Consider the following 19,946-nt stretch of genomic DNA (forward strand, 5'->3'; position numbering starts at 1 on the left):
GCGACATCATGGGGCAAGACAGACCGCTGAGGATCGGCGTTCTGGCCGGAAGCAAGGACGGGCTGGAAAGCTGGCAGCTGGCCGTGCTCGACCGGATCAAGGCCGACAGCCGTTTCGTGCTCGAGACCGTCATCGTCCACGATCGTCCCGACGGCACGGCGAGGGCATCGCGCCTGTTCCGGCTGCAATGGCAGATCGAGAACCGGCTTTTTGCCCGCCAGCCCGCCTATCTGCCCGGCAGCTTCCAGGCTGCCGAGCAGCGCTTCGACGTCATGCATGCGATGTCCGACGATGCGGCGCGGGGCAATTATGTCGCGCGGCTCGCGGTCGAACTCGGGCTGGATCTGATCATCCGGATGACACCGGCATCGCTGCCGGCAACGGTGGCGAACCTTCTGCCGTTCGGCGTCTGGTCGTTCAATTTCTCCGACGAATGCTCGGCGGACGGCAGCTGGTTCGGATACCGGGATCTGCTGTCGAAGGCACCGGCGACTGAGCTTATCCTGTCGGCCGACCGCGGCGGGGCGGGCAAATCGACGATTGCCGCCTGCAGTTTTAACATCAAGATTTCAGCGGCCCGCAACACCGCCTTCATCAAGGAGCGTTCGGTGACGCTGTTGATGCGCGAGCTGCGCAAGGCGGCTGCCGGCGAGCTCAACATCGAGCCCGCCCGGGTGCGCAAACCTGCGACACCACCGAAGCTTGCGACTGTGCTGCATTATGGCGCGGCTCTCGGCCTGCATCTCCTCGAACGCGCGGCGAGTGCGGCCGGCCGGCGCATGCATCTGCGCGCCGCCGTCTGGACGCTCTATACCGGCCGGGGAAAGATCGACGATTTCGATCCGTCGCAATCGATCGAGGTGCCGCCGACCAAGGACGACATCAAGGCCGACCCCTTTCTCTTCGAGCATGATGGCAACTGCTATCTGTTCTACGAATCCTATTCGACCGGCGGTCACAAGGCGCATATCTCGGTGGGGCGCTTCGAGGGCGACAAGCTCATTCCTGTCGGCATCGCGCTGAATTGCGAGCACCATCTCTCCTATCCCTACGTCTTTCGCGATGGCGACGACATCTTCATGATGCCGGAGACGCATGCCACCAAGCGCATCGAGATCTGGCGCTGCGTCGAGTTTCCGCTGAAATGGGAGCTGCATTCGACGGCGCTCGAAGGGCGGTCCGCAGCGGACAACATGCTGGTCCAGCATGGCGGCAAGTGGTGGCTGTTCAGCAATCTTTCCGACTATCACGCCTATGAGGATCACTGCAGCGAGCTCTATATCTACGAGGTCGATGGCCCGGATCTGAAGGGTCTGAAGCCGCACCGGCACAATCCCGTAGTGATCGGCAGCGTCGCGGCCCGCAATGGCGGGCGGATGTTCGAGCGCGGCGGGCATCTCTACCGGCCGTCGCAGCGCAACACCAACGGCGTCTACGGCTATGGCCTGAATATCATGGAGATCGATGAGCTCAGCGAAGATGCTTATCGCGAGCGGTGCGTCCGGGTGATCACGCCTGATTTCAAGGCCGGCCTGCACGGCTGCCATCATTTCGACGAGGCAGGCGGGCGCTACATACTGGATGCGCGGCTGACGGCGTAAAGCTCCTCCAGGCTGCGCCATTGCAGCCGGGAGTTCCTGCCGCCCGTCAACACTGCCAGGGCGCCGGCAAAGCCTGGCGCCGGGGCGAGATTGAAAAGCTTCCAGTTCCGAAGGCCTGATGGATCGGAGTCCAGCCTCTTGAGAAGAGGCGCGGCTTCCGTGCCGATAGAGACGTCGAAGGATTGCAGCGGCAGCGACAGGCCTTCGCCATGCGCCTTGACGAAAGCCTCCTTGCGCGTCCAGCAGCGATAGAAGCCGTCCAGATATTCGCCCGGCCGCAGGGCTGCGAGATCGCTGCGCTCGGCATCGGAGAAGCAATAGGCGGCCACATCTTCCTTGAGCGGCGCCACCTGTTCTATATCGGCGCCGAGAGAATAGCGGTCCGAAACCGCCAGCAGCGCCAGCCCGGCGCTGTGGCTCAGATTGAAATGCAGAACGCCGTGAAGCCCGGCGTCGAGACCGGGCTTTCCGTATGCGTTGTAGGTAAAGCGGATGTCCTGCGGCGGCAGGCCGAGATAGTGCGCCAGGATTTCGCGCAGCCGGCCGCGCCCGGCGATGTAGCGGTTGCGGTCCTCGTCGAAGACGAAGGCGGCGGCGCGGGTCCGCTCGTCGCCGCTGAGCAGCCGTTCGAGATCGTGGACGTCAGGCAGCGCCGGCTCGAGATCGAACAGCCAGAGGTCGATGATGCCGTCGCTGCCAGCCGTCTCAGGTCGCATAGGCGAGCTGTCCGCCGGCCGGACGCTGCTGCACCATCCGCTTGGCAAGATGGGCCATCAGCATCAGCGGATAGTTTTCGCCGAGGCTGATGCGGCAGGTGCGCTTCAGGATGTCGAGCGACTGGGTGCAGGTGTCGCCGCCGTAATCGACGCTCTTGTCGGCCCACTTGTAGGGGTTCATGCCCGGATGGGCTGTACGTTTCTGCAGGATTGGCTGCCAGTTGGTGAAGACGTGGCGGCTGGAATCGTAGAGGCGGTAAACGCCGCGCTTATGTTCGGCGGCAAAGCGCTTGGCGTCGTCCTCGGTGTCGAACATGACATGCAGACCGGCGGCGTTATTGACGTCGTTATGGGGGCCGACGCGCAGCACGTCGCTATGCGACAGGATGTCGGTCATCACATCATAGCGCCGGCGCATCTTGGCGATCATCGGATCAAGCTTCTTCAGCTGCACGTTCAGCATCGCGCCCTGGATCTGGTTGGCCTTGAAATTGACGCCGAGGATCGGCGGCTCCTTGATGAATTCGAGATGGCCGCGGAACAGCGCGCCGATATCGTGATACATGCGGGCGCGGGCGAACAGGGTGGCGTCATTGGTGGCGAGCGCCCCGCCTTCGCCGATATTGATGTTCTTGAACTGGTTGAAGCTGTAGGCCGCCGCATCACCGAACGAGCCGGTGCGCTTGCCCTTGTAGGTCAGGCCGACCGCCTGGCAGGCATCCTCGATGACCAGAAGATTGTGTTCGCGGGCGATCCGCATGATGGCGTCCATGTCGCAGACCATGTTGGCCATGTGAACCGGAATGATCGCCTTGGTCCGCGGCGTGATCTTGCGCACGATATCGGCCGGATCCATGGTCAGCGTATGGTCGATGTCGACAAGCACGGGAACGGCACCGGCAGCCAGCGGAGCGGCCGCCGTCGCGATCCAGGTATAGGCTGGTACCAGCACCTCGTCGCCGGGGCCGATGCCGGCGGCGGCGATCGCCGAAATCAGCGCTGCGGTGCCGTTGCACATCGTCAGCGCGTGTGACAGGCCGAACTTCTCGCAGAAGTCGGTTTCGAAACGCTTCAGCGGCCCGCCAGTGTCATCGCTGTAGCGGGCGAGCTTGCCTGATAGCATTACCGGCGCAAGCGCCAGCCATTCACGAACTCCGACACGGGCCATCTGCTGAAATCTCCTGCGCTCCCAATTCGCGGCGCTTATAGCCACGCGACACCGAACCTTAAAACGGAGCGCCGGGCCGTTCAGCATATCCTTCCGGCTTAGGAGAGGGTGGCCGGGGGTGGGAGCCTAGCCGAAGTCGGTAGGCGATCTAATCCGCGGGACCTCATTGGACGATTTATGTCGCGGGCGCGGTCTTGCTATCAAAGGGGACGCTATCGAAGGGGAAAAGGCCTTGAGCATTCTCGATCTCAGATCCATGCCCGTGCACACCTTGCTGCAGGTCGATGTCGCCGTCGTCGGCGGCGGGCCTGCCGGGCTTACGATCGCGCGCGAGCTGACCGGGAAGGCGGATGTGCTGGTGCTCGACAGTGGCGGCCCGTCCTACGAACCGGGCCCGCAGGCGCTGAATGCGGTCGAGAATACCGGTGAACCATCCGGCGGCCGTCAGGCGCCCGAAGGACGGGGCTATAACGGCTCTCTTTCCTGGCTGAACGCCATTCCGGCTTTCGAACTTCGCAACCGCATGCTCGGCGGCAGCACCCATACCTGGATCGGCAAATGCGCTGCCTTCGACGATATGGATTTCGCATTGCGGCCGTGGCTCCGGCTGTCCGGCTGGCCTTTCGAGCGCAATGAATTGATGCCGCATCTCGGCCGTGCCGCTGAACTGCTCAATCTCGGGCCCAACGTCTATGACGAGAAGCTGCACGATCTGCTGCGCACGGCGCCGGAAGAGCTGAGGCTCGACGCCAAGAGCCTGCGCTATTTCTTCTGGCAGTTCAGCCATGAGCGGAAGAAGCGCGGCGAGCCGATGCGCTTTGCCAATGTGGCCCGCGGGCTGGCGCAATCGGGCACGAAGTTCCTGACCAATGCCAATGTCACCGAAATCCGTGCCGAACAGCGCGGTTATCATTCGCTGAGCGTCGCCAGCGCCGAGGGCAACACGGCGACGGTGCGGGCGAAGATGGTGGTGCTCTGCTGCGGCGGCGTCGAGAATGCGCGGCTGCTTCTGGCGTCGAATTCGCTGTCGCCCGCGGGTCTCGGCAACAGCCGCGGCACGGTCGGCCGCTATCTCGCCGATCATCCGCGCACGACGCTGATGCGCTTCCGCAAGAGCCGGGATATCGACGCGGTGACGCGTCACTTCAACTTCTACGGCCTGAAGCATGGCGGCGCGCCGCATTTTTATCTTCGCGGCCTGTCTCTGAGCCCGGCGATCCAGGCGCGGGAAGGGTTGACGAACTGTGCCGCCTATCCGGTGCAGATCCACGCTGCCGACGATCCCTGGGCGGCGCTCAAGCGGCTGGCAAAGGGCGGCGGCAAGCGCGCGCTCGGCGATCTGCTGACGGTCGCCGGTTCTGCCGGCATGGTCGCATCGGGCACCTATCAGCGACTCGTCAAGATGCGCGGACTGCCGCATCGCTCCGCCGAGTTGCGCTTCGACGTGATGGCCGAGCAGCAGCTGGATCCGGAAAGCCGCGTGACGCTGTCCGAGAAGCTCGACCGCTTCGGCAAGCCGATTGCCCGGGTTAACTGGAAGATCGGCGAGACGGAAGTCGAGAGCATCGCGCGGCTGGCGCAGACCATTGCCGGCGAGTTCCAGCGGCTCGGATTGCCGGAGCCGGAGCTTGCCGAATGGATCGCCTCCGGTGACCGGTCGGCCGCGGCCTTCATGGACATGGCCCATCCATCCTGCACGACGCGCATGGGCAGCGATCCGGCGACAAGCGTCGTCGATCGCAACGCGATGGTGCATGGCGTCGATGGTCTCTATGTCGCGGGCAGCTCGGTGTTTCCGACAGCAGGGCACGCGAACCCGACGCTGATGCTGGTGGCACTATCGATGCGGCTTGCCGATCATCTGAGCGAACGCCTTGCCGGCGAGCGGCGGCCGGCCTCAGGCGCGGAACAATCGCGCCAGGTGGTCTGAGGTTCCATTTCGATCTGGAAATGAAGACGCCGCGCAATGCGCGGCGTCTTGGATTCGTGGCGATCCCGTTCACATCTTGCGGAAGTAGAAGCCGGCACTTTCGCTGGCGCCGAGTTCCGGATGGGTGTCGATCCGGGACGAGAGCGAGGGGATCGCCCAGCGGTCCACCAGCTCGTATCCGAGGCCCGTGACATGATGCATGAACTCGGCTTCGTTGCGGATCTGGTAGGGCACCTTGGCAGGCCCGATCTGCTCCAGCGTCACGACGGTCGGCCCCTTGCGCAGGGCGACCTTGTTGAGCAGCAGATGTTTCGGGGCTTGCGGCATGTCGCCGATCAGCTTGCCGAGCGGGATGTCGAGATATTGCATCAGCCCGGAACCGAGAAACAGCGGCGCGGGACCGGCGTCGGCCATGCGGTCGACGAAGGAAAGCCGCGTCAGTTTGTCCTTCTCGGCGAGACGCTGCCCGGCACGGATGATCGACGGCAGGTCGTAGACCACCCAGCGGAAATCGGGGCCGAGCGGCAGGTGCGAGCGGAAGGCCCGGTATTTGGTGCCCATATGGCCGCCTGCATCGACCAGGCTGCCGGTCTCGCGGACCAGATCACGCATCCAGAAGAGGACCGGATAATCCCAGGCGGCGATCTTGCACATCTGCTCGAAGGCAACAGGGGCGATCTCGTCGTGATCGTAGCCGGCAAGCGGGCCGGTGCTGGCTGCGGCCAGCGCTTCGGCATAGCTGGAATAGGCGCCGGTGAAGCGGCGCGGGATCGGAAGGAAATATCGCAGGCGCCCGCTGAGGGCTTGCAATGGCACAATAAGCTTTTCAGCACGCCGCCTTGCTTCGCGCAAAGTCGATGTGCGGCCTTTCAGCGTCACAGTCGTCGTCATCGGCTTTTCCCCGGCCTTGATGGATGGTCACTAAGTCTTGTGTTGATCTTTCACCTCCCAGATCGGAACGACGCCGCCGTGGAACCGATGCATCACCCCCAGTGCTGCAAAATAGGTCACGGCGCCTGACAGCACCTGAAAGGCAATCATCTCGATGCGGGTCATCGCCGTCGCTTCGCCGATATAGCCGAAGGCATAGACGATGGCCGACATCGCGAGGATCGCGATGAAGACATAGCCGCAATCGCGGAACACCCGCTTCCAGTCGAGGCCGCCGTAGCGGCCTTGCAGATGGGCGGAGATTTTCAGGCTGATCAGCGCGGCGATGCACTGGCCGAAGGCGGCGGCCTCGACCCCGAAGGGTGCTGCGGCGACTATCAGGGCGATCGCCACGACGCCGTTCAGCAGCATCAGGCGCGGCATCCGGGCAATATTGCCGGTGATCGACAGCAGCGGCTCGGTGACATAACCCGGGATCAGCAGAACCTGCTTGATGGCGAGGATGGAGACGAGTGCCGCGGTCGGCGCCCAGCTGTCGCCGAGCGCGATATCGACGAGAGCGGGAGAGACTAGCGCCAGGCCGATATAGACGGGGGCCGAGACGATCATCAGCGCCGTCATGAAATGCGTTGCGGTGCGGCCAAGCTCCTCGAATTTCTGCGGGTCTGCCGGCTGCCCCTTGATCTTGCGGAAGGCCGTCCAGGCCAGCATGCGGGCCGGTTCGCCGAGCAGCTCGGAAATGGCGCCGACGATCCGTTCGGCAGCGCGGTAGTAACCGGCTTCGGCTAGGCCCAGGAAGCTGCCGAGCGCCAGCGTGCCGGAATAGGAGCGCAGGTAGAAGATGATCCGGTTGGAGAGGATGTGCCGCGAGAATTCGAGGATATCGAAGAGGAAAGCGCGGGTGAGATGGAAGCGCGGATACCAGCGCACGACGATGAAGGAGCCGACCAGGCAGGTGGTCTGCATCACCAGCCGGCCGATGATCAGCGAGGCGACGTGGAAGCCGGCATGCAGACCGGCGATGGTGACGGCGAGCCCGAAGCCCTCGGCGACGATGCGGATGATCGATTGCTGCTTCAACTGCCCGCGATTGACGAGGAGGCCGTCATAGACGACCGACAGCGAGGAGGGCAGGAACCAGCAGCTGTAGAGTGCGATCAGAATGCCGAGCCATTGTTCGTTCCAGACATGCAGGGCGCCGGAAATCAGGAAGCCGACCCCGGTGCAGAGAACGCCAGACATCACCGCAATCGTACCGATCTGGTCGAGCTCGCGGCCGGTGCTGTGGGACTTCATCACATACTCGCCCCAGCCGCCCTCGGCACAAAGCACCAGCAGGATGGCGATCGCCGAACTGTAGGCGTAAAAGCCGAATTGCGCCGATTCGAGGATGCGGGCGGCGAGCAGGAATGCCAGCAGCTGGGCGAGCTGCGAGACGATCTTGGCAGAGAGCGTCCAGAGCCCCGCACCGACGAAGGCGGGCATCTTCATGCGCCTGGCTTTCTGCTGCGGATTCTGGCTGTCCGGTCTTTCCTCCCGCTCCTTCATCTCACCGAACCTCGCGGCGGATTGAACAACAAGGCGGCTGCGGTGTTATTACTGCAGCCCGGAAAGATGCGGCGCTGCTTTGCCAAGCAAAGAAACAATCGTTGGACAAGGTTTGCGCGGTATGCGATTTCCGGCAGGACGGAGAGCTTGTACTGAGTCGGCTGCCGAATAGGTAGGGAGACAATGTCATGATCACAGAGTCAAAGGCGGCACGTAAATCTGCATATGCGCAGAGCGCGGCCAGCTTCAGTGATCTTTCCAAGGATGCCGGTCCCGGCCAGGCGCCGGATGGCCGCCCGTCTTTCCTGAAATACAAGCTCCGCTGGGGCTTGGCGCTGTTCTGCCTCGCCTGCTGGGTCATTCTCGCCGCCATTTTCATTTGGTGAGCCGCTCTTTCTCGTTGTGAGCGAGAAAAACCACCCCGACCGTTTTCCAGAGAATGCTGATATCCGTTGTGAATGAACACGAGCGGTAGTAATCCACGTCATACTGGACGCGTTCCTCGTAGGAGGTGTCCTGGCGGCGGCTGACCTGCCACATGCCGGTCAGGCCAGGGGTCATCGCCAGATAGACATGGGCGTTGGCGCCGTAGCGCTCGATTTCCTCGGCAATGATGGGGCGCGGGCCGACAAGGCTCATCTCGCCGCGCAGCACGTTGATCAGCTGCGGCAATTCGTCGGCGCTGGTCATTCTCAAGAGCTTGCCGAGCCAGTGGACGCGCGGGTCATTCATCAGCTTCTGGGTTTCCTGCCATTCGGCCCGGCGCACCGGATCGGTCGCCAGGATTTCGGCCAGGCGCTCGGCGGAATCGGTGCGCATCGAGCGGAATTTCAGGCAGCGAAACGGGCGGCCGTATTTGCCGACACGGGTATGGCTGAAGGAGATGGGACGGCCATCGACGATCAAAAGGGCGATGACGATCAGGATCAGGGCGGGGGCCAGAAACAGCAGGCCGAGGCTAGCGAAAACGATGTCGAGGGTACGCTTGAGCCGGTAGCCGGCTGCAACGACACGGATCTCCGGCGTGACCTGGTCACCGCGGGCAAAGCCGTCGAAAGCAGATAACATATCAAACCCCATTTACCCTTGAACCCATGATCAGGTTGCCAGCGCCTCTGGCCATTTACAATTCATCCTGAGGGTAGTCGGCTAGTCACATAGAGGTAATCGGGCGCGTCCAATCGTTGCCTTGCGATGCGGGATTACCCAGCAAGTGCAGCTTCTTGGCCAGCATGTGCCCGTTCGAGGATCTCATCGTAGAGTTCGAACAGGGCCTCAGCCCAGGAGAGGGAGGTATGTGCCATGCCGGAGCGCTGGCGCAGGCAGTTTGCACTCATGGTGCGAATGAGGGCGTCATCATCGGCAAGCCGCCGCATGGCGGCTGCCAAGGTTTCGATATTGCCGTTCTCGAAGGTCAATCCGCAGCCGAGATCGGCGATCTCGCGGGCGAGCAGTGCGGCTTGTGGAATGATCACGGGAATGCCGCTGGCGACCGCCTCGACCGCGGCAAGACCGAAGGGTTCCGGCACGCGCGAGGAGATGACGATGCAGCGTGCGTCGGTGACGAGGCCCGCGATCTCTTCCTTGCTCTTCCAGCCGTGCAGGACGGCTTCGGGGTAATCGCGTTCCAGCATCGCGCGGCCGGCGCCATCGCCGATGACATGCAGCGGGACATTGGCGAGACGCGCTGCGCGCGCCGCATCCTCGAAGCCCTTTTCCGGCTCCAGCCTGCCGATGAAGAAGAATTTCTTCGTCTCCGCCGGACTGGGCGGCAGGTGCAGGAAGGGCTCCACCGGGTTGCGGATGGTGCGGATGAATTCGGCATTGATGCCGGCGCGAGTGAAATATTCATGCATGTGCTGGTGCACGATGACGATATTGGCCGGAACGTAGCGCGTCGGGAAGAAGTGCTGGCGGATCAGATGGCGGGTCGAGCGCCAGACTTTCTCGTGATAGCCGCGTTTGTCGCATTGTGTCGTCAGGCACCGCGCCGACATCGGCGTCAGGTTGCAGACACGGTGGCTCTGATAGTTGGCATAGCCGCCGTTCGGGCAGGAGAGGAAATAGTCGTGGGCGTGCAGTACCACCCGCGAGCGGACGCGCCAGAGCGCCCGGAAGATCGACGGCGAGAGGATCTTCGACCAGCCATGAACGTGATAGATCGTGCCGGGTGAATCGGTGCGGGCGATGACGCCGCGCAGGCTGTCGTAGGCGGCCTGATTGTAGAGACCGCCGATCGTTGCCGCCAGCTTGTGCTGGTTGACGAGCGGCATGCCGCCGACGCCGACCATCTCGGCCGAAGCGATACCGTGCTCGACGCCGTCTCCGGCGAAGTAGGTGACCGGGATACCCCGGTCGCGGATCAGTTCGGCGGAGAGGACCGCGAGATTGGAAGCGCCGCCGACCCGTTCGGAACGGTCATTGATGATCACGACGCGATCGGGCCGACGGTGCCGCATCCGCTATTCCAGACTTTCGATCCGGCGCGGGGTCAACCGGCCGCGGAAAAGGTCGAGCATCGCAAGCATGTTGCCCTTCAGCCGGCCGCGGCGATCGACCCAGGGTTCCGGCCGCAGGCATTTGGCGAAGTTCGCCGCGACGTTGCGGCCGATCTGGACTGTGCCGTAACGCGTACCCATCGTCTGCTTTCGCATCAGATAGATCGGGTTGGCGATCTGCGAGTAGCCGAGCTTCAGACCCGCTGTGCGGGCGACCTTGACGCCGAGATGGACGCCTTCGAGGCTATCGGCGGAAACGACGCTGCCATATTCGGCGATGCGGCGGCTGAAATCGACGTCCTCGAGCCAGCCGTAAGCCGGCAGGTTTTCGTCAAAGCGGATATCGCCTGCCTTCACCGCCGACATGCGAATTGCCATGTTGCAGCCGTATGCGTTGTAGATCGGGCTGATGGTCATCGGCAGGTTCGACGATTGCCGGGCGCGGTCGCTGACCAGCTTCAACCCGTCGTGGACGGAGATGCCGGGGCCGATGATGCCATCGGCCAATACCCGGCCGGTGCACATGGCGACATCCGGATGGGTCTGGAAGATGGTTTCCAGCCGCTCGATATAGTTCGGCACCATGATGAAGTCGTCGTCGAGGAAGAGCACCACACCGGCGTTTCCGGCATTGGCGACGATCTCGTTTCGCTGTCTGCAGAGGCCGCGCTCGGAAATGATGATGCGGACGGGGCAGGCAAGCGAGGAGAGCGACACCTGGTCGATATCGGTGGTCGAGGTGACGCAGACGATGACCTCGTCGGGTTGGCGCGTCTGCTTCGAGATCTGCGGCAGAATGGCCGAGAGGATGTCGCGGCGCCCCGAGCTGGCGATCCCAACCACCATGTTCAGCGGTGATGCCGTGGTGCGGTTGATGATTGCCGGTACCGAGGCGGTCCGGGCGGCCCCGGTTGGTTTCAGGAGCTTGTGGCGGCCGCCCGATACTTTCGGCTTTGCGGCGCTGATCTGTGTCGTGACGACGCCGAGAAGATTGATGCGGCCGCTGCTGAATTCGCTGAGGGCGTTCTGGATACGGTCGTTGGTCACGTCGCTGCCATTGTCGAGGACCAGCAGCACGCCGTCCATGAAGCTGCAGATCTGGCGCGTATCAGCCGACCCCTCGAAGGGCGACATATCGACGATGACGATCTTGAACTTGCGGCGCAACGCCTCGATTTCCTGGCGCAAGGCCATCAGGTGGCCGAAGCGCTGATGCGCGCCTGCCGAGCGCATGATGTCGGGTACGGTAACGGTCGCGAGCGCGCCCTCGTTATCCACCACCGGCTCGAGATCGTTCGGACGCTGGTTGTTCTTGCGGGCGGCGTGATCGGAGCCGAGCAGCTTCAGGCCGAAGGCCGGGCCGGAGTCGGCTGCGACTGCGCTCAGGCGTGCGTTGATGAAGTCGGCATCGACGAGAACGACATTGCTGCCTTCATGCTGGTAGACCTGAGCCAGATTGACGCTGAGCGTCGTCTTTCCGGCGCCAGGCGTGATCGAGGTGATGCCGATGACGGTCGAATTGTTGGAGCGGAATGCAGCGTCGATGGCGCCGCGTATGCTGCGCAAGGATTCCGTGAAGCGTGAATAGGGTGCATCGAGAACCCGCCGGTAGGCGACGTCGATGCTGACAGGCGAGACGCTGGCGGCGAGATTGCCATCGCGGCCGATCAACGGGATGGTCCCGAGCGAATTGATGCCGAGCTCGCTGCGCAGCCGCCCGAGGACATTGAGGCGGCGGCGGTAACCGTCGTTGAACAGCGCCATGCCGAGGCCACCGGCAAGGCCGAGCATGGCGGTCAGCGGAATGATGAGGCTGGGTTTCGGCCAGTTCTTGGAAAGCGGAGCGGTGGCCGCCGTGACGATACGGGCGTTGCCGATCGGGAAGGACTGGCGCTGGATGGCGCCGGTCACCTGCTGCAGGATGGTTTCGTAAATCCGGCGGTAGGTGGTGGCCTGGCTTTCCATCTCGGTCAGTTCGACACGCGCAAGGTTCTTGTCGGTCCCGGCGGCGGTCAGCGTTTCCAGCTGGTTCTTCAGCAGCTGCTCGCGGTTCTTGGCGACTTCCAGATTGGTGGCGTAGAGTGACTGGATGCGGGTATATTCGTCGTCGATCGCCTTCTTCAGCCCGGCGACCTCGTCCTGTGCCGCAACGACGGCTGGATTGCCGGCGTCGTAACGGCCGGTCAGATTGTTGAGCTTCGACACGGCGATGCTCAGGTCCTCCTGAAGCTTCTGGATACGCGGATTGTTGACGGCTTCCTGCACCGTCGCATCGGGCTCCCCGCCGTTCTTCAGGCGGGCGAGTGCGTCGTATTTTGCGGCTTCAGCCGCCGTCTGGGTACGGGCGCTGAGTTCCTGGGTGCTGATTTCGGAAAGCTGCTGCTGGTCGAGCGAGGAGGTGGCATTGATCTCCATGATGCCGTTCTTGGCGCGGAATTCTTCCGCCTGCATCGCCGTCTCGCGGGCTTTCCGGCCAACTTCGATCAACCGGCTTTCGAGCCACTTGGCGCCGCTCTGCGCGGCGGCGGCGCGCTCGGCAAGGCCTGAGCGGATATAGGCGTCGGCAATGGCATTGGCGACGCGGGCCGCCTTTTCCGGATCGGTGGAGCTGTAGCCGATTTCGAGAATATAGGACTGGCCGACGCGGGTCACCGTGACGCGGGAGAGGAAAGACGCCATCGTGCGGCGCATCAGGGCTTCTTCAGCCGTCTCGGTTGGGGATTGCGGCGCAGTCTCCGGCTTGTGCATGCCCGGGATGATGCTCTTGATGGCGCCCGTTATCATGCCGCGCCAGGATTCGCCGCCGATGATCTCAGGGTCATGATCGAGCTTCAGCTTGGCGATGACGTCGCGGGCGATCGATTCCGACTTGACGATTTCCACCTGGCTGGCGATTTCGGCGGCTTCGATGATGATGGTGCCGGTGAAGGCGTCCTGCGAGGCGATGCGGCCCTGTTCGGGGTCCATGACCAGGCGGGTCGTTGCCGAGAAGATCGGCTCGGTGCTGAAGATATAGAGCCCGCCGACCGACACGCCGAGTGCCGTGCAGATCGCCAGATGCGCGGCGTGGCGCTTCAGGAATGCCCAGATGTCACGGAAGGATATGTATTCGCGCTGCGTCTCATCGAAAGCGTGATGATTGCCGGGAACGATTTTGCCGATCTCCTGAATGACCATGTCTATCCTCGCAGCTCCCTAGGGCGTTTGTTTTTGTTCAGGTTCCAGGGCGGAAATGACCGTTCCCTGGAAGCTGGTGGATACGTTGTAGCGAACATCGAGAACGTCACCGGGCTGCAGTTCCTCGGTGTCCTGAACTTCGCTCGTCGTCGGAATGTCGCTTGCGGTGCGCGTCACCCAGAATTCCAGCGGTTGGAGATCGACGGCCTTGAGGCTCTGGTAGCGGGACACCGTTGCACCGGCGATCTGCAGGAGCTGGAGCGTGGTTGCCCGCTTCAGCTTGGTATCCTCGATGTCGGACTCGGTGGTCTGCAGCTCCTGGCCGGCTTCGGTGGTGCGCTGGCTCTTCAGGGTTTCGGCGTCTCGCTTGGTTTCGCTGAGCTTCTGCTTGGCCTGCATCGAGGCGACGACGAGGTCGAGCTTGCTGCCCTGCATTTCGGCGACCGTGCGCTCGAGGGCTGTCTTGCGCGAGGTGGTCAGGATCTTGGTATCGACGAGCTTGGAGATGTCGCTCAACTCGTCCTGGGCGATGGTGACCTGCCGGTCCTGCGTCGACATCTTCTCGTCGAGGACGCTGATTTCGCTGGTCAGCAGGGTTTCGAGCTCGGTTGCTGATTGCAGCGCGCGGCTCAGCGCATCGGCACGGGCCTTGAATAGGGCGGTCTCGCTCTGGATGATCTGGCCGATGATCGGATCCTGGCTGGCCGCAGCGATCTCGGGCGGAAATTCGATTGAATCCTTGCCGGAAAACTCGGCCATCAGCCGGGCGCGCTTTGCCATATATTGCTTGAGCTGCAGTTCGAGGCGGCCGAGATCGCCAGCATAGCGGATCTGTTCGGCGTCGGAATATTCGCCCTGCGGGCTGCTGCGGCGTTCCTTGCCGCCGGCCATGGCCATTGCCTGCTTGACGGTCAGTCCGGGGCGGAATTCGAACTCGCCGGAGCGTTCGACGGCACCGCTGACATACACCATGGGGTATTTGACCACCTCGACAGAGGCGGTCGGCGCGGTCGCCAGTCCGGTGATGCGCTTCAGGTTGGCGCCGATCAGCTGCGAGATCTCGTCGACCGTCTTGTCCTCGACATTCATCTGGCCGATCATCGGGATGAAGATGTTGCCGGCCGGCGTGACGGTGAATTCGCCGTTGAGCGCGGTCCATTCCTTGTAGTCGCCGGTCGAGGCCACCCATTCGACCACGGTGACCTTCAGCTTGGTTTCGGGACGGACCTGGTAGCCACTTTCATCAGCCAGAACGCCTGACGGGGCGGCTGCAAGCAAGAGTAGGGCGGCGCCCGCAACCTTCGCGGAGAAACGTCCGCGTCCTTTTGCGCCAATGGTCATCTGACAGCCTCATGGTTCGCATCGTCCTGGCGGAGGGCCGCCGGGCATACTGGCACGGATGATCAGGCGAAACGCCCGCGAGCGAAATCCCCTGGAGGCGGTAGGCGCAGCTAGTTCTTTTGGCCGCTGGGGTAGCTCGCGCGCATGGGACGCACTGAAGCGTCCGCGCGGCGGGCCCCGGAATGCTTCATTCGGATTAGCGTGAAAAAGGAGAGGCGGACAGCATCACGAAGCGGGCCCAAACCGCACCCGCCGCGCAAGATTCCTGGATATCAACGAAACCGGGCTCGCTCCGTGTTCCGAAGCGAGCCCTTCCGCAAGGAGCCAGGTCGCGGCTCTATAGTCCGCGAGTATTAGCTGCCGCATTTGGAATAGGTTCTACTCGCTACTTTCCCCAATCCCGAGGTCAGGATGCCATATCGATGGTCGAAATCAACTAATCCCTTTGGGTTAAGGGCTTAAACTGGGGCGAAATAGCCGGTTTTCGGGCAGATAAGGCGCTTTTTAGCGCCTTCTGTTGCACGCTTGCCGCGGTTCAGCTTCCCTTTGGCGGGGCGATTGTTTCCACCTTCGCGACAGCACTCGGCTTTGCGCCATCGGGCGCATAGCCGCCGCCGACGGCGACGTTGAGCGAGACGTAGTCCTTGGCCATCTGCTGGACGGCAGCGGCCAGGCTTGCCTGGGCCGTCGAGACGTTGCGCTGGGCATCGAGAACGTCGAGCAGCGAGGACGCGCCGTCCTTGTAGCTGGCGGTCGAGAGCTCAAGCGATTCCTGGGTGGTCTTCACCTGGGCACGCAGAGCCTGAACCGTCTGCGCATCGCGGCGGACCGCCGAGAGTGCGTTCTCGACCTGCTCGACGGCGCTCAGCACCGCAGACTTCCAGGCGAGATAGGCAGCCTTGGCATCCGACTTGGTGATGTCGACATTGGCGCGCAGGCGGCCGCCGTCGAAGATCGGCAGGTTCAGCGTCGGGCCGAAGGACCAGGTGGTCAGGCCGCCATTGCCGCCGACCGGGCGGACATAGGAGGGCGAGATCGAGCCGGACAGCGAGATCGACGGATAGAGCTGTGCCTCGGCCACGCCGATATTGGCGGTGGCGGCGGCCAGATCCCGTTCGGCCTTGCGGATATCGGGACGGTTGCGGATCAGGTCAGCCGGCATGCCGGCCTGCAGGCCACCACGGAACACCGGCTGATGCGAGCCCTTCTGCAGATCGCTGACCAGCGAGGAGGCGGGCAGGCCGAGCAGGGTGGCGATGTGATGGGCGGCAACCCGGAAGTTGGTTTCGAGACCGGGGATTTCGGCCTGGGTCGACTGCACCAGACCTTCGGCCTGGACGACGTCGAGGCGCGAGGCGGCACCGGCTTCGAGCTGGAACTTGGTGAGGTCGAAGGTTTCGCGGCGCGACTTCAGGTTTGCCTGGGAGAGCGCGATGCGTTCCTGGTAGTAGCGGGCGTCGATATAGCTGTTGACCAGATCCTGGAGGAAGGTGAGCTTGGCGACATCGGCGGTGGCATAGGCCGAATCCAGCGATGCCAGCGCACTTTCCTTCGAACGGCGGTATTCGCCGAACAGATCGAGCAGCCAGGAGACATTGGCTTCACCGGCGGTGGTGTTGGTGGCGCCGGAGCGGGTGCGAAGGTTGCCCATCTGGCCGCTGACGGTATGGGAAGCACCGACGACGAGGCTGGGCAGCGCGCCTGCACCGGCGACCGTCACCTGGGCTTCGGCAGCGTTGATGCGCTCCAGCGCCTGCAGCACGTCGAGGTTCTGGCCGATGCCCTGGGCCACCAGCGAATTCAGCCGCTGGTCGCGATAGGCCGTCCACCACTGGGCGGTCGCAACATCACCATTGCTCTTGACCCCGCCTTCACCGAACTTCGCGGGAAGCGGCATCTCCGGGGGGACATGATCCGGACCGCTCACGCAGCCGGCCAGTGCGGAAGACATCAGCATGCATGCTGCAACCCGCGCGATTATCGTCTGATGCTTCAACGGCCCTCTCCGTGTTTATATCGACGATGCCTAATTATGGTTAATGGATGGTTGATTTTGCGCGATGCAGCCGAACGCGGCGTCACAGCGCCTTCTCCTCATGACGCCCGGTTCTGCCGTCGAGCTCGAGCGGCGGCTGTGGAGGAACGGCATGCATATCGGCCGACGGGAAGCGTGCTGCCAGCAGATCGGCAAGGCTTTCGGAGGATGCATAGGCGGCGCATTCGGTCGGCGCCACGCAGCTTTGGCGGACGCGGAATGTCTTTGCTGTCGTCTTTGGAGCGAGGTTGACTGTGCCGGTTGCGGACAGTCTGGTTACCGGGTCGAGCGGCGGCGCGAAAAATGGATAGATGACGAACCCCGTTGCCAGGCTCACCGTTACGCACGCTACGATATAAATCAACACAAACCTCATGAGCCTATAACGTCAGCCGCATCACCCCATATCAACCTGCCAATTAGGATTAGAATCCACTGCCGGATGTAGGCCGCGCGCCTCCGCAGGTGCCAAGCGGGGTAGAAAAACAGCCGGATTTCGCTGAAAAGCGGTGAGCGCCCGATCTTCGCGAAACTTTTCGCCTGTCCGGGAGTTTCCGTCTTCAGCAGCAGTGGGTTGAGACCGCAAACGCAGGAGAGACAGATGCCAGACAGATCACGGCCCGGAGCAGACGCAACCGAAGCGGACCTTCAGGCGCATCTGGCCGAGATGGAAGCGGAGGCGATGGCCGATGATTTCGTCCGGGACAATCCGGAGGAGGATGCGGCCCTTGAGGCCGATCTCCACCGGCTGCAGGCAGAGCTCGAAGCACTACGGGCGCGCCTTTCGGTGATCAAGGAGCAGAGTGCTGCCGTAGTGCGCAACAATCTGGAATGGGCCGACAGAAGCGCCCATGACCAGCTCGGCGACTACCCGTGGCTGAAGCTCGCGGGCGCGATGGGCGGAACCTATGTGTTCGGCCGCATGCTGCGCAACGCACCGGTCGCCGCCATCCTGACGGCGGTCGTACCGTTCGTTCTCTCCAAAGCCGAGAAATAGCCGCCATCAGTCCTTGAAGTCGCGCAGGCATTTGACGATTTCGCGCAGGCCGCGGGTCAGGTGCTTGTCGCGGCGCATGACGATGCCGAGCTGGCGGACCAGACGCGGTTTCACCGGCGACGTTGCGAGATAGCCGGCGCGGTCGCGGCGCAGCGCCAGCGACGGCAGCACCGACCAGCCGAGACCGGCCGCCACCAGTTCCTTGATCGCCTCGACGCTGCCGAATTCCATGACCGGCTGGGCACGGATGCCTGCATCGGCAAACCATTTGTCCGTCGCCTGGCGGGTATTACCGCCGTCATAAAGCATCATCACCTTCTGCTGCAGGAAAGCAGCATCGGGGCCGCCTTCCGGCATGTCGCTGCCGCGCGGGGCGACGGCCAGAAGCTCGTCCTCGTAGAAGATCTCGACCTCCAGCGACCTTGCTGCGGCGGGAAGGGTGACGACGGCGAGGTCGAGCGCGTTGGATTCCAGATCGCGGAGGATCTCGTCGGTATTGCCGATCTTCACGGTGATCTCGAGACCCGGCATGCGCTTCTTGGCGGCGGCGATGGCGCGAGGCAGCAGATGGATGGAGGCTGTGCCGCCGCTGCCGATCCGCACACGGCCCGCAGCCCCTTCCTTATAGGGCGCCATGGCATCGAGCGCCGTATCGCATTGCTCGATGATCTTTCGCGCATGGGCGAGGAACTCGACGCCGGCGGCCGAAGGCTGGGCACGGCGTCCCACGCGTTCGATCAGCCGCACGCCCAATCGCTGTTCCAGCAGCTTGATCTGCAGGCTGACTGCCGGCTGCGTGACCCCGGCGCGGTCAGCGGCCGCCGTGAAGCTGCCGAGTTCGGCGACGCTGACGAAGGCCGCCAGCTGATCGAGATTGATCATCAAAGAAATCCTTATGCATTGCATAACAATGATAAGCTTCTTTCACTGCTCCTGCCAGGCCATCCTCGCGCCTTCAAAACGGCAGGAGACTGGCATGACGATCGAGACTGAAGAGAGCGCCGGACGCAGGGCAGACGCGGGGCGATGGAGGCTGGCGTCAGGCGGGCTGGTAGCGGCGTTGAAACATTGGCTGGAAAAGCGCCGCACGCGCAGAAACCTGCTTGAGCTTTCGGTTAGTGAGCTCAGCGATATCGGCATGACTCGCGAAGCCGCCCGCGCCGAGGTGCGAAAGTCGTGGTTCTGGGACTGATGCTCTTGCCTCGTGCGAAAACATTCATCCATATGGTTGACTATCGATTCGAATTTTGTATATTCAACCATACGGGTGAATAAATGGACGACGACGCTCTGTCACGTATTCTGAAGGCCGCGGGTGACACCACGCGGCGGCAGATCCTTACGCTTCTTGTTCAGGAAGGGGCGCTGAGAGTGACTTCGCTTGCCGCTCATTTCGACATGTCCCTGAATGCCGTTTCTAAGCACATCAAGGTGCTGGAGGAGGCGGGACTTGTGACCCGCAGGACTGTCGGCCGTGAGCATTTCATGGCCGCGGAGCTCGAACCACTAAAGCTGACTGAGGGCTGGTTCGCGCAACTGAAGTCCATCTGGGACCTGCGCCTTTCGGCGCTGGAGGCTATTCTCGTTTCAAAGGATGACGGACATGAGTGAACTGGAACTAACAATCAACCGCAAGATCGCAGCGCCCCGCCAGACGGTCTTCAACGCCTGGCTCTCGCCGGAAATCCTGGCGCAGTTCATGCGCACGCCGACCGGCGGCAGCGATGTATCGAAGGTGTCGAACGACCCGGTGAAGGGCGGCCGCTTCTCGATCGTGATGAAGACCGCCGAGCGCGAAATCCCGCATGCCGGCACCTATCTGGAGATCGATCCGCACGCGCGCCTCGCCTTCACCTGGGAGTCGCCCTATTCGCTCGACGACAGCGTCGTGACGATCGATCTCGCCGAGGTCGATGCGAACACGACCGAAATCACCCTGAAGCAGGTGAAATTCCGCAGCGAAGAGGCCCGCGACGGCCATCGCGGCGGCTGGAATGCGATCCTCGACAACCTGCAGGGCATCATCGCCTGATGTTCATGGCCG

The 19,946-nt window shown here is 62.9% G+C and carries 18 protein-coding genes; 7 read left to right on the plus strand and 11 right to left on the minus strand.

Annotation, left to right across the window (positions count from 1 at the left end; all coding sequences use genetic code 11):
* Nucleotides 1–8 precede the first annotated feature (8 nt).
* The gene (locus J2X43_RS11530; protein WP_310294085.1) at nt 9–1,601 is read left to right on the plus strand and encodes a hypothetical protein; all 1,593 of its coding nucleotides are present in this window, start codon (nt 9–11) and stop codon (nt 1,599–1,601) included.
* On the opposite strand, the gene J2X43_RS11535 is transcribed toward J2X43_RS11530, so the two are convergent.
* The gene (locus J2X43_RS11535) at nt 1,571–2,317 is read right to left on the minus strand and encodes a 4'-phosphopantetheinyl transferase superfamily protein (protein ID WP_310294087.1); all 747 of its coding nucleotides are present in this window, start codon (nt 2,315–2,317) and stop codon (nt 1,571–1,573) included. The genes J2X43_RS11530 and J2X43_RS11535 overlap by 31 nt on opposite strands.
* The gene (locus J2X43_RS11540) at nt 2,307–3,485 is read right to left on the minus strand and encodes an aminotransferase class I/II-fold pyridoxal phosphate-dependent enzyme (protein ID WP_310294089.1); all 1,179 of its coding nucleotides are present in this window, start codon (nt 3,483–3,485) and stop codon (nt 2,307–2,309) included. Before J2X43_RS11540 ends, J2X43_RS11535 begins: the two co-directional genes overlap by 11 nt.
* A gap of 232 nt (nt 3,486–3,717) precedes the next feature.
* Here J2X43_RS11540 and J2X43_RS11545 point away from each other — a divergent pair, with 232 nt between their 5' ends.
* The gene (locus tag J2X43_RS11545) at nt 3,718–5,415 is read left to right on the plus strand and encodes a GMC family oxidoreductase (protein ID WP_310294091.1); all 1,698 of its coding nucleotides are present in this window, start codon (nt 3,718–3,720) and stop codon (nt 5,413–5,415) included.
* Nucleotides 5,416–5,484: 69 nt separating this feature from the next.
* Here the strand turns inward: J2X43_RS11545 and J2X43_RS11550 are convergent, their stop codons facing one another.
* Together J2X43_RS11550 and J2X43_RS11555 are read right to left on the minus strand one after the other, a co-directional pair.
* On the minus strand, nt 5,485–6,306 hold the full coding sequence (locus J2X43_RS11550) for a methyltransferase, TIGR04325 family (RefSeq protein ID WP_310294094.1): 822 nt from the start codon (nt 6,304–6,306) through the stop codon (nt 5,485–5,487).
* Nucleotides 6,307–6,336: 30 nt separating this feature from the next.
* Nucleotides 6,337–7,797: an oligosaccharide flippase family protein gene (locus J2X43_RS11555; RefSeq protein ID WP_310294096.1), complete on the minus strand. Its 1,461-nt coding sequence runs from the start codon at nt 7,795–7,797 to the stop codon at nt 6,337–6,339.
* A 245-nt stretch (nt 7,798–8,042) separates the two neighbouring features.
* Here J2X43_RS11555 and J2X43_RS11560 point away from each other — a divergent pair, with 245 nt between their 5' ends.
* A complete protein-coding gene (locus tag J2X43_RS11560) occupies nt 8,043–8,240 on the plus strand; it encodes a hypothetical protein (protein WP_112390127.1) in 198 nt (65 codons plus the stop codon).
* On the opposite strand, the gene J2X43_RS11565 is transcribed toward J2X43_RS11560, so the two are convergent.
* From J2X43_RS11565 to J2X43_RS11590, 6 genes are all read right to left on the minus strand, one after another.
* A complete protein-coding gene (locus tag J2X43_RS11565; protein WP_112516396.1) occupies nt 8,230–8,922 on the minus strand; it encodes a sugar transferase in 693 nt (230 codons plus the stop codon). The genes J2X43_RS11560 and J2X43_RS11565 overlap by 11 nt on opposite strands.
* 134 nt (nt 8,923–9,056) lie before the next feature.
* Entirely contained in the window at nt 9,057–10,313 is a 1,257-nt protein-coding gene (locus J2X43_RS11570) for a glycosyltransferase family 4 protein (RefSeq protein ID WP_310294098.1), read from the minus strand.
* A gap of 3 nt (nt 10,314–10,316) precedes the next feature.
* The gene (locus tag J2X43_RS11575; RefSeq protein WP_310294100.1) at nt 10,317–13,529 is read right to left on the minus strand and encodes a glycosyltransferase; all 3,213 of its coding nucleotides are present in this window, start codon (nt 13,527–13,529) and stop codon (nt 10,317–10,319) included.
* Nucleotides 13,530–13,547: 18 nt separating this feature from the next.
* Entirely contained in the window at nt 13,548–14,870 is a 1,323-nt protein-coding gene (locus J2X43_RS11580; RefSeq protein WP_112516398.1) for a polysaccharide biosynthesis/export family protein, read from the minus strand.
* Between the two features lie 535 nt (nt 14,871–15,405).
* Nucleotides 15,406–16,827, minus strand: coding sequence for an efflux transporter outer membrane subunit (locus tag J2X43_RS11585; RefSeq protein ID WP_310294103.1), 1,422 nt, complete (start codon nt 16,825–16,827; stop codon nt 15,406–15,408).
* A gap of 121 nt (nt 16,828–16,948) precedes the next feature.
* A complete protein-coding gene (locus tag J2X43_RS11590) occupies nt 16,949–17,269 on the minus strand; it encodes a hypothetical protein (protein ID WP_148194284.1) in 321 nt (106 codons plus the stop codon).
* Nucleotides 17,270–17,506: 237 nt separating this feature from the next.
* On the opposite strand from J2X43_RS11590, the gene J2X43_RS11595 reads away from it, so the two are divergent.
* Nucleotides 17,507–17,902 (plus strand): hypothetical protein, encoded by a 396-nt coding sequence (locus tag J2X43_RS11595; protein WP_310294106.1) that lies wholly within the window; start codon nt 17,507–17,509, stop codon nt 17,900–17,902.
* A gap of 6 nt (nt 17,903–17,908) precedes the next feature.
* On the opposite strand, the gene J2X43_RS11600 is transcribed toward J2X43_RS11595, so the two are convergent.
* Nucleotides 17,909–18,784, minus strand: coding sequence for a LysR family transcriptional regulator (locus J2X43_RS11600; RefSeq protein WP_310294108.1), 876 nt, complete (start codon nt 18,782–18,784; stop codon nt 17,909–17,911).
* A gap of 94 nt (nt 18,785–18,878) precedes the next feature.
* Here J2X43_RS11600 and J2X43_RS11605 point away from each other — a divergent pair, with 94 nt between their 5' ends.
* The 3 genes from J2X43_RS11605 (at nt 18,879) to J2X43_RS11615 (ending at nt 19,934) form a co-directional block, all read left to right on the plus strand.
* Nucleotides 18,879–19,094, plus strand: coding sequence for a DUF1127 domain-containing protein (locus tag J2X43_RS11605; RefSeq protein WP_310294109.1), 216 nt, complete (start codon nt 18,879–18,881; stop codon nt 19,092–19,094).
* An 83-nt stretch (nt 19,095–19,177) separates the two neighbouring features.
* Nucleotides 19,178–19,513: a metalloregulator ArsR/SmtB family transcription factor gene (locus tag J2X43_RS11610; RefSeq protein WP_310294111.1), complete on the plus strand. Its 336-nt coding sequence runs from the start codon at nt 19,178–19,180 to the stop codon at nt 19,511–19,513.
* Nucleotides 19,506–19,934 (plus strand): SRPBCC domain-containing protein, encoded by a 429-nt coding sequence (locus J2X43_RS11615; RefSeq protein ID WP_310294112.1) that lies wholly within the window; start codon nt 19,506–19,508, stop codon nt 19,932–19,934. Before J2X43_RS11610 ends, J2X43_RS11615 begins: the two co-directional genes overlap by 8 nt.
* Nucleotides 19,935–19,946: the final 12 nt, after the last annotated feature.

The sequence above is a fragment of the Rhizobium sp. BE258 genome, assembly GCF_031457345.1.
Taxonomy (GTDB): Bacteria; Pseudomonadota; Alphaproteobacteria; order Rhizobiales; family Rhizobiaceae; genus Rhizobium.